At 63.9% G+C, this 14,935-nt stretch carries 9 protein-coding genes; 1 reads left to right on the forward strand and 8 read right to left on the reverse strand.

Going from position 1 to position 14,935, the window contains the following annotated elements; all coding sequences use genetic code 11:
• The first annotated feature begins 172 nt into the window (after positions 1-172).
• On the forward strand, positions 173-3,052 hold the full coding sequence (locus Q9G87_RS52545; RefSeq protein WP_305924226.1) for a CHAT domain-containing protein: 2,880 nt from the start codon (positions 173-175) through the stop codon (positions 3,050-3,052).
• A gap of 295 nt (positions 3,053-3,347) precedes the next feature.
• Here Q9G87_RS52545 and Q9G87_RS52550 read toward each other — a convergent pair whose 3' ends face one another.
• The 8 genes from Q9G87_RS52550 to Q9G87_RS52585 are packed head-to-tail and all read right to left on the reverse strand — an operon-like array spanning position 3,348 to position 14,928.
• Entirely contained in the window at positions 3,348-3,863 is a 516-nt protein-coding gene (locus Q9G87_RS52550) for a DUF6119 family protein (RefSeq protein WP_305924227.1), read from the reverse strand.
• Positions 3,760-5,340: a serine/threonine-protein kinase gene (locus Q9G87_RS52555; RefSeq protein WP_305924228.1), complete on the reverse strand. Its 1,581-nt coding sequence runs from the start codon at positions 5,338-5,340 to the stop codon at positions 3,760-3,762. The genes Q9G87_RS52550 and Q9G87_RS52555 overlap by 104 nt, the downstream gene beginning before the upstream one ends.
• 2 nt (positions 5,341-5,342) lie before the next feature.
• Positions 5,343-5,954, reverse strand: coding sequence for a hypothetical protein (locus Q9G87_RS52560; RefSeq protein ID WP_305924229.1), 612 nt, complete (start codon positions 5,952-5,954; stop codon positions 5,343-5,345).
• A complete protein-coding gene (locus Q9G87_RS52565) occupies positions 5,951-7,645 on the reverse strand; it encodes an ATP-binding protein (RefSeq protein ID WP_305924230.1) in 1,695 nt (564 codons plus the stop codon). The genes Q9G87_RS52560 and Q9G87_RS52565 overlap by 4 nt, the downstream gene beginning before the upstream one ends.
• A gap of 2 nt (positions 7,646-7,647) precedes the next feature.
• Positions 7,648-8,787 carry a hypothetical protein gene (locus tag Q9G87_RS52570; RefSeq protein WP_305924231.1) on the reverse strand — a complete coding sequence of 380 codons (1,140 nt, stop codon included), beginning with the start codon at positions 8,785-8,787 and terminating at the stop codon, positions 7,648-7,650.
• Positions 8,784-9,692 (reverse strand): hypothetical protein, encoded by a 909-nt coding sequence (locus Q9G87_RS52575; protein WP_305924232.1) that lies wholly within the window; start codon positions 9,690-9,692, stop codon positions 8,784-8,786. Before Q9G87_RS52575 ends, Q9G87_RS52570 begins: the two co-directional genes overlap by 4 nt.
• Complete coding sequence (locus Q9G87_RS52580) at positions 9,689-13,768, reverse strand: hypothetical protein (protein ID WP_305924233.1); 4,080 nt, start codon at positions 13,766-13,768, stop codon at positions 9,689-9,691. The genes Q9G87_RS52575 and Q9G87_RS52580 overlap by 4 nt, the downstream gene beginning before the upstream one ends.
• On the reverse strand, positions 13,765-14,928 hold the full coding sequence (locus Q9G87_RS52585) for a hypothetical protein (RefSeq protein ID WP_305924234.1): 1,164 nt from the start codon (positions 14,926-14,928) through the stop codon (positions 13,765-13,767). The genes Q9G87_RS52580 and Q9G87_RS52585 overlap by 4 nt, the downstream gene beginning before the upstream one ends.
• Positions 14,929-14,935 lie beyond the last annotated feature (7 nt).

Below are 14,935 nucleotides of genomic sequence, written 5' to 3' on the forward strand. Positions count from 1 at the left end.
GATCCCAACGGTCGCCTACATCAACCAGCCCGAAGAAGACCAGAACAGCGCATCCACGCCCGCGCAGGAGGCTGCCTAGCGATCATCTCGGCAGAGTCCCTGTCGCACTTGACTTGACACCTACCGCCATGGTGTTCATGCGCAGCAACCGCTGAGAGGTGGGCCCGGTAGGATGCATGAGGACTTGCGGGAAGCGCGTGACAGCTGGATCGACATGGTCGCGATGCAGGTCTCTACTAGCTGGCTTCCCCGAGTAGGGCTGTACGCAGATCAACTGCTGCCTTCTTGGGTGGCGCGCGATACGCTGGCGCTTGCGACACTGGCAGGTAGCATCGCAATCGAAGATGTCATGGCACAACCGACTGAGGCGATCGTGGAACGGCTTCAGGGAACTGGCCTTGTCCTGCCAGGCATTTCACCGCCTGAAGTTTTGGATGGCATAGTTCTGCCCGTTATTAGAAATTTACGGTATCGTGGTGCGCCTTGGCGTCGTTGGTGGGACATAGGAGGCCTGCACGCGCTACTTGTTGAACTGTGGGTAGGGCGCCGGCGAGAAAAATACGATGCAAATCTGGTGCGGACGGAACTCAGGGCTATCTGGCAAGTTCCCGACGCGCAGATTGCGACGGTTATGGATAATCTCGCTGATCCTTTCGTCCATCTGCCGGCGGACCTTTTATGGGAGTCCAAGAGCGGCATTGCAACGCAGCTTTATCAAGGGCTCGTTAGGCTGGGAAGGATCAGGTTAGCGACGGAGGCGGATGTCATCCGTACTCGCCCGGCGCTCGCCGATAGGGGAGAGCTTGTCGAGATTGTGCTACGGCATCAACGTCGTGTTGATTTCGAAATCGCTCTTCGCCAGATACGGGATATTCCTGCTACAGACGAAGCCAAACTCCGCCTCGATCTGGAGGCCTGGGATGAAAGGTTCGATCTCCTTCTGGCGGGCCTGACTACCCACGAGGCGGGCCTACTGATGGTGCCTGATCAAGATGAGCTATACCGAGAGGAATGTCTCATAGCAGGCCAGGGGGTCTACGAATACTGGTTACAACAAGATGACTCATTCCCTTCGGGACTCTTGACTGGACGAGATGCGTCCGTACCAGGCTGGATTCACGACGAGGTCATCACGGGTGGTGGGCGCTCGTTCCGCACCAATGTGGGCCCGCACCCGATATGGCTGGCCACCGCAGATACTCCTGAAACCTTAGCTGCGATACATGCGCCGACAATATCGGAAAGCGTGTACGGGATCAGGTGTACCGTGGGTGACGATATGGCGGTGGTTCGACTGGTGCTGCCGCTTCCTCCTGTGGATACAGGCCCTCCTATTGAGATTCCCTATTCATACCCCTTAGACGCAGTCAATTCTGCGTGGCAACTAGTACATCTAGCGGCGGTAGGATATGTCCGTCTCACGGTGCTGAGTCTCCGTGGCGACGGAGATCTAAGAATACATGGAACTGTCACTCTCCAGCTTCCGCCGGCCGTGTGCGACGAGCTCACAGCGGCCGGAGTCCAGGCGCTCCGACGTCTCGTTGCAGACGATACGCAGCAGATTCTATGGCGCCGTACTATGGATGGATTGGATAGGGCAGCCCAGGCAGCGTTTCACGGCAACGAAATCGCCAAAGGCGAAGAGCTCCGTGAGGAATTTGCCGTTCTGGACCCTCATCCGTCTCCTGCTTGGCAAGCATTCGGTTTGGCCACCCGCCGGCTTGCCTATGCCAGGGCTCGCCACGCCGTTGCCGTACTAGACGGCCTTCCGGATCTATCGCTGCGATCTGCTGTTGATCAGGCCATCGAGGACCGACAACGTCATCTGGAGATTGCGCGCGCTGACTCCCCCAACGGAAGGAGCCGCCGGGGCAACCATGAGGATGACGAGGTTGTTGCTGCATTGTGCGATGATAAAAGCGCGTTTGCGCATCTCTTCATCAAGAATGATCGTATGTCATCAGTCATCGCGTGGCTCCAGAACGGTTCACCGTACTACGAACTGCAGCCCTACAGCGATATTCCATTCGCGTGGGTCGCGGCCGTGGCATCTAGGTGGATAGGATCTCTGCATGCGTCAATGCCGAATGGAGGCCATGACGACCTGCTCCTACTTTTGGCTGCCTCATCTAAACTCCTCCAGCCGATCGCAGATGAACTGGTAGCATCAGGAATTCGCCGCCTATTCCTCAGCCCGACTCCACCTTTGGATCTTCTTCCCCTTCATGTTATACCTGTTGAAGTAGACGACGATCCCGTAATGCTATGTGACGTTTTTGAGGACATCGTCTACATGCCTAGCGCACAAACCCTAAGGGCCATCGCGCAACCTGCCCGTCGATGTTCAGCTTCCGATACTGCACTCGTAGTGGCACACACCGGTAGCGGTATAGTAGGAGTCGATGCCAGCCAGAGCGCGCTTATCGAAGCCGAGATGGTTGCTGATATCTACCGTGGATCCGTCCGACTCTCAGAGACGGCCGCTACACCCGATGCGGTATTGGAAGCCATGGCGACGGCTCGTATTGTACACATTACCTGCCATGGTCACACCCATTCGAATCGTTGGGCATCCGGCATAATACTTCACGGGGAGACATTGGGCGAAGCGACGCTCACCACAAGCAGGATCTTGGCAGGCGCTGATCTGTCTGCAGTCGATCTGGTGGTCCTCAACGCTTGTAGAACGGGCACTCACGAATCCGCCGACCGTATAGTGCAGACCCTTCGCGGGGTCGAGTCGGTCTTTCTAGCCCGTGGCGCCAAAGCGGTAATATCCACCTTATGGGAAATAACCAATATTCATTCCCTTGTATTCTCAGCTCTGCTGCATACGTGGCTAGAAGCAGGGGTTCCTGCGAACGAGGCGTACCGCTATGCGACTCGCTTCTTACGCTGGGGGCAATGGCGTTCTAGTCCTCGCATGGATGTCGATCAAGCAGCAGTGGAACGGCTCGACCGCGTGTTTCCGGAGTGGCGCCACTATCTCAGCCAGCAGGCAGACAATGATCCACTGTTCTGGGGGGCGTTCAAGTTTACCGGAGCTATATAATTGCGCCAATATTCCACGCCCTCTATTCCAGCTAACACGTTGGATGGAATTAGTAGTCCTCAGACCTCAGACTGTAGAACCATGATTACCGTAGGGACGCACAGGGAACAGCGCTGTTTGTCCCAGGCCAGCAGCATCCGAAGAGGCCCGCCAGGTCCATGAGCACACACTGTAGGAGAGTGGGGGCTGTACGGCTCGTTCACATACTCTGAACTTGGCCGATGTACCGTGCACCCCGCACCTTCTCAAAGATCATCCCCTTCATATCCCTGCACCAGTCGAGGCTGGCCCCACGTCACTCAGGCTCACGTCTAGGGGGATGGTGTGCGGGGTCGAGCAGGACGTACCCCGTGCTGCTTGGCGCTCTGCTCGTTGTACCAGCTCTCGTCGTAGTCCTTGCGCTTGGGCCAGGGCGGCAGCGTGACGCTGGGAGCGCGGGCCAGGAGTTCGGCGATCCGGCGTTCGATGACGCTGCGGTCCGGCCTCGGGCGTCCATGACTTGGCGGCGGATCTTGGTGATGCGGTCTTCGTTCAGGCAGCGAACGGCGAACTCGATACCGAATCCGGGGTCGATCCGGACCGGGTCGATCATGAGATGGCCCATGCCGTACGTAAGGCCGTAGACCGCCTTCTCGGTGCGGACTAGGAGGAGGGCAAGTGCCGTTCGGTACTCCTCTGAGGGGACCAGCGGGCGCTGTGGGCGGAGCTCAGGCTGTCGGGCTCGTGAGCTCGCGGACGCGGTCGCCGTAGAAGCCCTGCTTGTCCGCGTCGATGACTCGCTCAAAGTACTCCCGGGCGCGTCGCCGATCACCGACCATGAAGTAGTACTTCCCGAGCTCGAAGAGGCTGAACAGGTCGAAGGCGTCGAGCGCCAAGGCCTGGTTGTAGAAGCCGAGGGCGAGGCGATCGTTCCCGTTGAGGGCATGCGCCCACCCGAGCTTGGAGTAGACGACGACGGCATCTGGCCGCTCCGCTCGAACGGTCTCGAGCAACTGGATCGCGCGCCCGTAATCGCCATCAAGTCCCGCTGCGACGGCGAGCCGGAACCGCGAGTACGGCCGGTCGACGGCGTCCACGAGGCGCTCGTAGATCGCCACCGCGTTGCCGTACCGCTGGAGGTTGGTGTACAGCTGACCGAGTCGCTCGAGCACCTCGCGTCGCTGATGACCCTCGACCGGGTAGCCACGATCGAAGGCGGCGAGCAGCTGCTCGTACGCTTCGGCGGCTTTGCGGTGGTATCCCAGGCGCATACAGATGCCACCGAGCATCCGCAGGTACTGAGGATGGCCGTCGCTCCGATCGACAGCGGCCTCCGCCGCCTCCAGAGCGCCTTGAGCGTCGCCCTCGGCGAGCCGCTGCTTGGCCAGTTCGAGATAGTAGAGGGGACTCGACGAGGGCGGCCGGAAGCCGAGCTGGCTGGGCTCCGAGCGAGCCGGCATGGCTGCCGTCGCCGCCTCGGCGCGCAACCGGTCAAGGCATGCCTGCACGGCGGCGCGCATCGACCCACAGTTCGGAAAACGGTTCTCGGGCCGCCGCGCCATCGCGCGAAGGATCACGTCCTCGAGATCGGCAGGCACATCGCGGTTGACCTCACGAGGCTTGGCGATTTGCACGCCGGTCAGCAGCTGATGCGGGCTCGAGTAGGGCAACCGTCCCGTGGCCATCTCGTAGAGGAGAACGCCGATCGAGTAGATGTCGCTGACGTCCCGGGCGCGCTTCCCCTCGAGCGCCACCTCAGGGGCCATGTACGCCTCCGTGCCGCGGCGCTTGGTCCAGACCCACACATCCTCGAGCCGGCGGCTCGACCCGAAGTCGGTGATCTTCGCTGCCCCGGACGCCTTGTCAACGAGGATGTTCTGCGGCTTTAGGTCGTTGTGCGAGATGTTCGCGGCGTGGACGGCAGCAAGACCGTCGAGGATCTGCAATGTCCACTCCAGTATCTGTTCGAAGGTGAGCGGCGCCCGCGTACTGACGCTGTCGAGGACCTTTGCCAGGTCGTAGCCATCAACGAACTCCAGCTCGATTATGAAGAGCTCGCTGATGTTGTGGAAGCCGTGAACGCGAACGATGTTCGGGTGATGGATGTTCCTGACGATGTCTGACTCCTTGCGAAGCACCTCCTCGCCCTTCTCCTGGTCTTTCGGAATCTTGAGCGCGACCGTGGCACCATCCTTCAGTCTCCGCGCCTGCCATACCTCGCCGAAGCTCCCTTTGCCGAGCTCGGCTTGCAAGCGAAACCGATCGCCCAGCTCCTCGCCGGGTTTGCCGCGGAACACGATCAGCGCCATTATTACGCCCTCCCCAGGGCGAGCCGCTCATTGCGCTCGTCGCGCAGGAACTCACCGAACACGAGACGTTCGGAGTCGGGAGCTGGGCGCATCACGCACTTAATGATCATCAACGGTGTCCGTGCCGGGGCCACGTCACTGCCACGACGCCTAAACCCTTCGCGGTAAGTTGCGATGATGGCGTCCATACTGCGTGGAGCCGAGCCGCTGCGCACCCAGTAGATCAGGACACACAGCTTTAAGCTCGGGGTCGCAGTTGACGCGATCGCGAGGTTCTCGACCTTGCCCCGCAGCTTCCCCTCGTCACCGCGCTCGAACCTCTCGAATTCGAACGCGAGCGAGGCTTCGCCCGAGTGCTTCTCGAACCACACGGAGTCCGCGCGCACGTCCCCGAGGCCGTTGTCGCGAGCCCACCAGATCGGGCACTCCGCCACGGCGGAGTAGCCCCGCGACTGCCCCGCGGTGGCCAGGACCGTGAGGAAGTGCGAGTGCACCGTGAGCCCGATGTCCGGGATCCCCGACAGCAGCATCGGGAAGTGCTCGACCATCAGTTCGCGGTTGGTGAGCCCGTCAAACACCAGGTCCGGCAGTGATCGCGAGTGGTCACCCATCATTCTCCCGACCTCCCCCAGCGCTCGCACACGCGCGGTGACTCACCGCCGTGGATGAGCGCCTTGGTGCCGACCTTCACGACGAGCGGCGCGATGATCGCCCGTCCGCAGATCAGCGCCTCACCGGTCGACAGCGTCGGAAGCTCCGCCAGGTCCGCTGCAGAGAAGTAGTCGGAGGTCTTCTGGATAAACCGCTGGTCGTCCGGGTTCTTGATGCGCATCGCGACGATAGTGTTGCACTGACTCGTCACGTCGGAGTCGAGCTTGCTCGGGCGCTGGCTGACGATGGCGAAGCCCACGCCGAACTTCCGGCCCTCGGCCGCGATGCGCTTGATGATGTTCTTCGAGATCGCAGCCTCGCCGGCGGGCGCAAAGTTGTGCCCCTCCTCGTAGACAATGAACACCGGTCGGGTCGGGCGCTGTTTGTCGGCCGCCGCCTTCATCAGCTCGTTCGAGATGAGCGCGACGATGACCTGCCGCGCCGTATTCGAGAGCCCTTGGAGGTCGATGATGCAGAGCCGTCCGGCCTCGGCATTGTCGTCGCCGACCATCTCGTAGACATCGAACGGCTCACCGGCCGCGCGCGAGTAGAAGCTCTGAGCCTCGTTGATCATGCGCCGAAGGCGGATGGCGGCGATGTTGGCGCTCCCTCCGCGGAGCGCGTTGGCCTCGCCCTGGCTGCCGGACTCCGCCACCCACTCCTTCAGGCGGTCGAGATCATCGAGGACCGCGAAGAGCTCCTGGATGTCGCGAGGCTCGTCGATGTTCTCCTTCCAGTAGCGGAGCGCGACGTCGAGCACGCGCTGCTGCGGCTCCGTCAGTCCAGGGAGCACACCGGAGAACTCGTCCACGTCGAAGTGGTCGAGCTGAAGTGCGAGGCGCATGTTCTTCCCCGCGTACTTCTCGTCGAAGCTCCGCAGCTGCGGCGTGTAGACCTTGATGCCGCCCCCGCGGTCCTGCAGCTGCTGGAGGGCATCTTGGATTTCCGCGAGCTTCTGCCGGTCCCGAGGATCCTCGACCTTGTCGAGCCGGTCGTTGAAATTGAGCTTGCCAGCTCGGAAGGCCTTGCCGTACTCGCCGTGCGGGTCGAAGACCACGACCGACGCGTTGAGCTGCGAGACCAGCCGCTCGATGACGCGCCCGACGGTGTAGCTCTTCCCCGAGCCGGTCATCGCAAGCACGGCGAGGTGCTCGGTCACCAAGGTGTTCGCGTCGAGGAAGACCGGGACGATGTTCTCGCCCTTCTCGTAGCCGACGAGGTTGCCGAGATGGATGCTGGTGTCCTCGGAGAACTCGTAGAAGCTCGTGAGGAACGCGTAGTCGACTCCGTAGACCTTCGTCCCCGGCGTCAGGGGACGTCGGGGTATCCGGATCTCGCCGGTGAACGGATCCTTGTAGCCGACCAGCTCGAGCGTCGCGTACACGGTCTCGCCCGAGAGCCGCGACTGCGGCAGCAGCTCGACTTCACTGATCCCTTCGCCGAGCGTTGGGCTGAACAGGATGTTCGACCGCGAGAGCCCCACGATGCGGCCCAGCACGTCGAGCTGCGATTCCGACTCGCGCTCCTGGTGCGCGACCCGCACGAACTCCCCACGCCGCGCCGAGAAGCTCGTACGCAGCGCGATCGTCAGCTTGTTGGGCTCACCGGTGTTGCCGACCAGCTTGCCAATGTAGTTGTCGTCGCCTCGGAACATGCTCACTCCTCATCCATGGTGTCGACGCCCTCGAGCCAGGCTCGATCAACGGCACGGTCCTTGAGCATGCCCAGGGTCGAACGAAGGTAGCTGGAAAGGATCTCGCGCGGCATCATCACGAGCTGCTCGGCGTACCAGAGCGGCAGCGGCTTCATCCGCGGGTTGTCGTTCAGCGTCAGGAAGGCGGTGATGCCGGCCAGCCTGTCGAGGGCCTCGGAGTCCCACTGCCCCGGAGCACCGACGGTCTCGATCTTCCAGATCGGCGTTCGGAGGCCGACCTGGATGTGGAAGCCGATGAGCCCGTGGTTCGCGACCGTCCGAGGCTCGAAGCGCTTCATCTGGCGCCCCAGCGCTTCGTAGTAGTAGGCGGCCGTCCGATGCCCTGCACGCAGGGCACCACGGAGGAAGCGGAGAACACCGACCCGCCGAAGCTGCACCCACTCGCCTTGCACGAGGTCCAGCGCTTCGCTGCTGATCGCCTCGGGGGAACCCGCCGGTCCCTTCTTACGGAGCGCGTTCAAGACGGCGGCGTTGAGGTCGCGGCGCGACTGAAGCGAGACGAGGAACGGACCGTTCGAATCATTCGGGTAGATGGACGGAAGGAACCGCTGCCAGAACGCCTCCATCACCTCGATCAGCTCGCGCCACTCCTCCTCGACGTCGGGCTCGGCGAGGCTGAGACTCTGCTCGGCGCGTGGGACAAGGAGCGGGATGTCGACAAAGATGACATCCGGTTTAGTGTCCGAATCCAGGAGGTCCGTCAGGAGCTGGTAGACGAGGATGTACTCCTTCCATGCAAGTCGCTCGGACGCGTCCAGGAAGTTCATGTCGTTGATGTCGACGCGGCTGTCCTGGAAGCCCTCCGTCACCTGGTTGCCAGACACGACGATGTCGTGGCGGAGCGCCGCGGCTCCATAGAGAACGCCGCCCAGGGCGGGCATGCTCCGGCTCTTGGAGGAAAGTCCCACGGCGTAGACGCGATCGAACCGGCGCGACTCGACGCTGCGGATGATGCCGCCACGCACGAAGAGCGGGGCCTTCGAGTCGATGTACCGCATCTTGTTGGCGATCTTTCCGACGGTGCCGGGAAGCCGCAGGCTCATTGCCGCGGCGAGTGCGCGAGCCAGCTCGATGCTCTTCATGTCGTCGTCTCCTCTGAGGCGAGCAGGGCCCCAAGCTCACGCAGGTACGGGTGCATCCCGCGCTGCTCGAGAAACCGGACGAGAGCCCCGCGATCGCTCGGTGCCGACGCGTCGGAGGCCGCGAGCCCTTGACGCGTGAGCTCCTCGAGGGCTCGACCGACGTCGTTGGCGCTCAGGTCCACGCCAAGGAGCGCCCCGGCTCGAGATCGCAGGAGCTCCGCTGTCTGTGGGCCGCTGGCCGCAAGGAGCAGTGCAACGGGGACGAGCACCCCTTCGCCGACTGCCTCGGCCTTCGGCGGGCTCGATGGCTGCCGTGCGATCTCTCTGGACTCCGCCGTGACCGGCGGAGTCCACGACAAGAGGTGCCCAAGCAGGCTCTGGCGATGCGCCTCGTTGGTCAGCGCCGTGTAGGTAAGCAGCTGGAGCGCGGAGAAGAACACCGGACCCGCGGTGTTGGTCGCCTGGTACCGGAGGAGCACGGGCTTGTTCTGGGCATCCACGGCGAGCACGCCTGCGCCGAGCGCCGTGTCGAAGAAGTGGTCCGACCGGACCTTCACCTCTCCGCCGAGGACCTCCTCGATCGCACCGTCGGTGATGCGAGCAGCCGAATCCGCGGTGCGGCGTCGGACCCCCAGCTGGACCGGCGTCTCGAAGTAGCGGCCGAGGTCCAGATCCGTGAACGGCGGCACGACGATGACGGCGACCCGCGACCGCGCGAGCGCGGACAACAGCTTGCGCATGTCGACGAGGCGCTCGGCACCCAGCAGCCCACCGACGACGACGAGCGGAGGCCCCGACGGATCAGCCAGGAGCCGATCCATGGGAACGCTCTCGACCTCTGCCGTCTGCGAGAGGACGCCGACCTCGAACAGGTCAGCCTGTGCTTCGACGATGCGCGCTTTCATCGGAGCTCCAGCTTCGAGCGGATGAGCTTCATCTCCTTGAGCTCGCGAATCGCGTCGGCGTGGTCCGGGTGCTGGTCTTCGTCGTAGGAGTCGGCCTCCAGGTCGCCGGAGATGTCGACCCACAGACCGAAGTGGACGTCCTTGCCAGCGCCCTCGAAGAAGCCTGCGCCCTCCTGGAAGACCTGGCTGTTGAACGCCTCGTAGCGCGCCTTCGTGGTCCCGAAGGTCGCAGCCGGCGTCGGCTCCGCCTTGGCCGGCTTCCCGTTCGACTTCAGGACCCGGTTGAGCGCGCGCAGTTCCTTCTGCCGGATCACCTGCCGGAGTCCCGTCTTGAGCTCGTCGAGCTTCTCTGTGACCTGCTGCGGGAGCCCCTGGACCGCTTGTGCGGTCGCGACGACCTCGGTCTCCAGGCTCTTCAAGAGCTCGGTCTCTGCCACTTGGTCGATCAGCGATTGCACCTGCTGCTTCAGGCCTCCCTCCACGAGGCCGCGGAACTTCTGGACCTCGAGCTTGAGCGGGTTGAGCGAGGCCTGCACCGGCTGCGGAGCGTCGGCCGTGAAGTCGCCCAGCGACTGCCATGCGGAGGCGGCGGCCTTGTAGTCCTTGACCGCCTTCACCCACTGCTCATGGAGCTTCTTGAACCGCGCGAAGAAGCTACCGGGCCGCTCCTTGCTGATCAGGTCCTTCAGCGCGTCCATGCGCTTCCACGCGTGTTCGTACTGCGAGTTGACCAGGTACTGGTCGATCATCAGTGTGTACGACGCGACCGGGATCGTCGCCATCCGCGTCTGCGTGCCTGCCGCGGCGGGTCCTTTCACCGCGTTCTCGAGCTCGGACTTGATGGCCTTGAGCGGCAGCGTGACCGGGGCGACGGGGAACGGGTGGCCCTCGGCCTCATCGAGCGTGGCCGCCTCGCCTAGCAGATGGTCGATCTCCTCGATCATCTCGTCCCGAGTCTCCAGGAACGTCTTCTTCAGCCACGCCAGGAAGGCGACGCGCTCCCACAGCGAGAGCGTCGAATACCGGGTCTCGTAGGACAGGATTCGCGCCGGCGAGCAGTCGAAGTGGAGTGCCGTCTCGCCTATCTCAAGCGGGCACACACCGAGGATGCGCTCCTCGATGTCGAGGACCTGAGCGACGACCGTCTTGAGCGATCCCTCGGTCAGGCTGTCGATGTCGGCGATCAGGTGGTCCGAGCTCACCTGCTGGATCTGCTTTTCCGCCGTCACCAGCTGCTGCTTGGCCGTGGGGTACTTGTTGCTCAGCAGAATGCTGGCCTGCGTGGGGAACAGGTCGGTGAGCGTCTTGACCGAGTCCTTGCACTCCCCCTCGAGCCAAGTCGACGCCGACTGGCGGCGGCTCTCGAGCATTGTCCGGTCGACGGCCTTGTAGAGGTCGTTCTTCTTGCGGACGAGCCCGATGCCGATGAGCACCTCGAGGATCTGCTCGAGCTGCTGCGGTGCCTTCATCTCGCTGTCGGGCACCGCGAAAAAGAAGCTGTTGGCGAGCTTGCTCACCGCCGACTGCGTCTTGAGCTCTTGGAGGAGTGCGAAGAAGCACCGGGGCACCTTCGGAAGCAGGCTGCCGTCGGTCGTCAGCACGCCGAGGAGGTCGCCGTACTTCCACGCGGCAGGTGCAACGATGTTCTTCTTCGCCGCCTGCCGGCAGTTTTCAAACTCCACGTTGTTCAGGGGTCCGCCGACCGTGTCGACAGCTGCATCGAGCGAGCAGTCGTTCGCCAACATGTAGCGGTAGCCCTTCGCGAAATCGGCCGTGTTGTTGCCGGTCTTGCGGCTCCAGATGGGCGCGAGGAGGTAGCCGGTCTTGCGGAGGCCGTTCGCCCACTCCCGGCTCTTCGCTTGCCACTCGTCGCGGTAGGAACCCTCGAGCCCTTTCGCGACTTTGCTCAGGCGTGCCTCGTGGGCGTTGTAGGCGGAGCCCCGGCCCGAGTACTTGAGAAGGAACTCCTCCTCCTGCGACACGAGGCGCCGCGTCAGTACGCAGCGGCGAAGGGCCGGCGACGCATCGAGCTGCTGCTCGAACGAGGCCACGTCCGCGCCTGCCGGGAACAGGACGAGGATCGGGTGGACCCGCTCGAGGCCGATGTAGGCGCGTAGCTTGTCGAGGGTCTCCTGCGCGTCCAGGCAGTACACGACCGTGCACCGACCATCCGGCGTGACCCGAAGCCCGTCGAGCGACGGCGAGCCGAACGCGGAGATGATCGCCTTGTGCGGAACGTCCTTGAGCCCCGAGATCTGCTTGGTATTCTCATCCTTGAGGTGGTCGTCGAGGAGCTTGGCGAGGCCAAGGCAGATCGCCGTCCCGCGCTTCGCCTTCGTCTGGCTGACGCCGCGGACGTACTCGTCGAGCGAAGCCTCGTACTTGCCGTCCCTGAAGAAGCGAACGCTCTCAGCCGCCGAGACCAGGAGCTGGTTGAACTCGCGCCAGAGCCGGAACGACATCCCGATGAACCGGGTCCCGTCGACCCGGTACTCCGGCTTCGAGAAGATGCGGTGGAGCGACTCGGCCGCGAACTCGATGCCCTCGCGCGGGTAGAGCGCCGCGAGCTGCTCGCCCCACTGCTGAAGGTCGGTGTAGACGACGAAGTCACCAGCCGCGCCCGGGGCTCCCCCGACCGCAACGGAGAAGGCGCGCAAGGCCTCGAGCAGTCCGACGACGGACACCTCGCAGTTGGGGGTGAAGTACGTGTCGGTCTTCCCTTCCTTCGCTTTGAAGCCGAACTCGGGGCGGGTCAGCTCGTTCGCGAGCGCGCGCTCGTCGATGTGAACCTGGAAGAGCTCCGCGAAGGCGTGCCCCCGGCCGGCGACCTCGTGGGCGAGCAGCGCATCGGCCATCTCCTCGGTCAACGCCGCCTTCGCCGCTCCGCCGACCGGAGCCGGCAACTGGCCGTACACGAGCCGCTCCACCTCCTGCTTGGGTACCCCGTTCACCTTGCCGAGCAGGGGCAGGACGGCGTCGTCGTTGAATATGTGCTTGGCCCGGGCATCGGTCTTGGCGAAGTCCTTCAGGAGCTCCCACGCACTCGAGCCGTCGCCGCGCTCCATGTGCCGGGCGTGCGTCTCGTGGATGGACGCCATGATCACGTTCAGCCAGCCGAAGTTCCGGTTGGCCGAAAGGAACGCGCCCTCGAGCGTACCCATCGGGTACTCGACGACGTGGGGGTCGACCAGGCTGCCCTTGATGTGGTCGACGTAGCTCTGCACGTCGGTCAGTTGGTTCGGCTCGATCGTGACCGAGCTCGCTCGGCGCAGGTTCGGACCGATGTGGATCTGGTCGCGCATGCCCACGCTGCACAGCAGCAGGAAGTTCACGTCCGGATGCTGGTTTCGCCAGTTCTCGTGCTTGATGACCTCCGAGACCATCAGGAGGTACTCGTCGTCGACCTTGGTCTGCGTATCCTCACGCAGGCCCCGCTTCAGGTCACCGGGCGTCTCGACCTCGTCGACGATGATCCAGAGGTGGTTCAGGCCAGCATCACGCAAGACCTTCTTCGCATCGCGGAGCCGGTCCTCGAACTCTCGGGTGTCGTCGTCGACGAGCGAGAGCGCCTTCAGGTTCACGCCCTTGGCCTGCATCGCCGCCTTGAGGTCCTCGTAGAGGTCCCGCGGCCCGCCAGCCGCGGGGTCGGCGTGCAACGTGTGCCGCAGGGCTTCGACCGCCAGGCGAGCCACCCACGTCGCAGCGTCAAGCGCGTCGTCGCACACGGTGCTGTAGCGGATGTAGAGCGGCAGGACCCCATCCTGCAGCGCCGGCTCGAGCACACGCGGCTTATTGTCTGGCTGATGGAAGGGCGGGATGACGTACTCGTTCTTGTTGAGCAGCCAACGGTCGACGCGGCTCGTCGCTTCCGCGATGAGCTCGTAGCCAAGCCGCGTCTTGCCCAGACCCCAGTCGCCGAACGCGATGAAGAAGCCGGCGATGTCGTTCGCGGCACCGTCCCAGAAGGACCGGCGGAACTGGTGGAGTGCGTTGAACACCTGGTTCTGGCCCACCATGGAGAAGGAAGGCGGATAGAGCGCCACCCCCTTGGCGGCCCACGGCTTGGTAATGGTCATCGGTCTGCTCCCTGCATCTCGCTGGATGAACCCGCGGGGGTTTGCTCCTCGGTCTCGACGTTCGTGGTCTTCTGGATGGGCGTGAACTCGATCCGGACGCGACGTGCACCGGACTCGCCGAACAGCCCTCGTCCCATGCGGGGCTGTCCTGGGTGGCGGTCGAGCACCCGCAGCTGGTCGTGGTACATCGCTGTCCGGATGTAGCTGTCGAGGATGGCGGCTCGATCCTCGTCCGGCACCTGAAGGAGCTCGCCGAAGCGCTCGCCGAGCTGACTCACTATGAGAAAGCCCTCGGCGTCCGAGCAATCGCCAAGCGCCCGCGCGAACGCCTCGTCATCGGTGAGCCGCACAGGCGCAGCTCCCTCGAATCCGAGCTCGACGAGGTCCTCAACCGCCAGCGCACCAGCGAGTCCACCGGCGTCCAGGCCCCAGATCGAGGGACCACCATCGAAGGCTCGGATGTGGAAGAACACGGCCAGGGCCTTCTTGAGCGCGGTCGGGAGGTCGTTCGTCGAGGGTGTTCCACCCTGGACGCCCTCCCACACGACCGCCGCGGTTTCGCCCAGAGCCGAAAGGTCAGCGCGCCAACGCGGCCCGAGGGCGAGCTCGGCGTTGTCGCGCAGCAGCGTGTTGAAGCCGTCGCAGTTGCGCTGTGCGATCTCGAGGACATCGCCCTCGGGCGACGTGAGCGACAACGCGCCCGTGGGGATACCGCCCGGCGCCTCGACTCCCAGCTGCCAGCCCGCAAGGCAAAGCCCGATCACCAAGCGCGTGCGAGGGTCGCGTCGAAGCAGCTGCTTCGCGAGGGCGCGAGCCCAGTCGACGTCAGCGTCCGCCTCGCGAAACGCCTTCCCCAGCGCGACGCCTTCCGCGGTGACCTGGAGGCCCTTGTCGACCCGCTCGAAGAGGCTGATCCCGTTGATGCGGTAGCGGGCGCCGCTGCGCTCCATCCCGTACGTGTTGATGACGCCGTCGGTCCCCTTGCCGCGCGGCGCCCCGCCCTTGAACTCCATCGTGGGAGCGATGTCGAAGACCACGCGCTCGAGATCGGCCCGCGAATAGACGCGGCCTGGCTCGGCACGGGCCGCCGCCTCCGGGTACTCCTGGATGCGAGCCGCCTCGCTCCATAGAAACAGCTTGGGGAGCGCGATGCGCACCAACGGCGTG

The organism is Nonomuraea turcica (assembly GCF_030718205.1).
In the GTDB taxonomy this organism is placed as follows: Bacteria; Actinomycetota; Actinomycetes; order Streptosporangiales; family Streptosporangiaceae; genus Nonomuraea.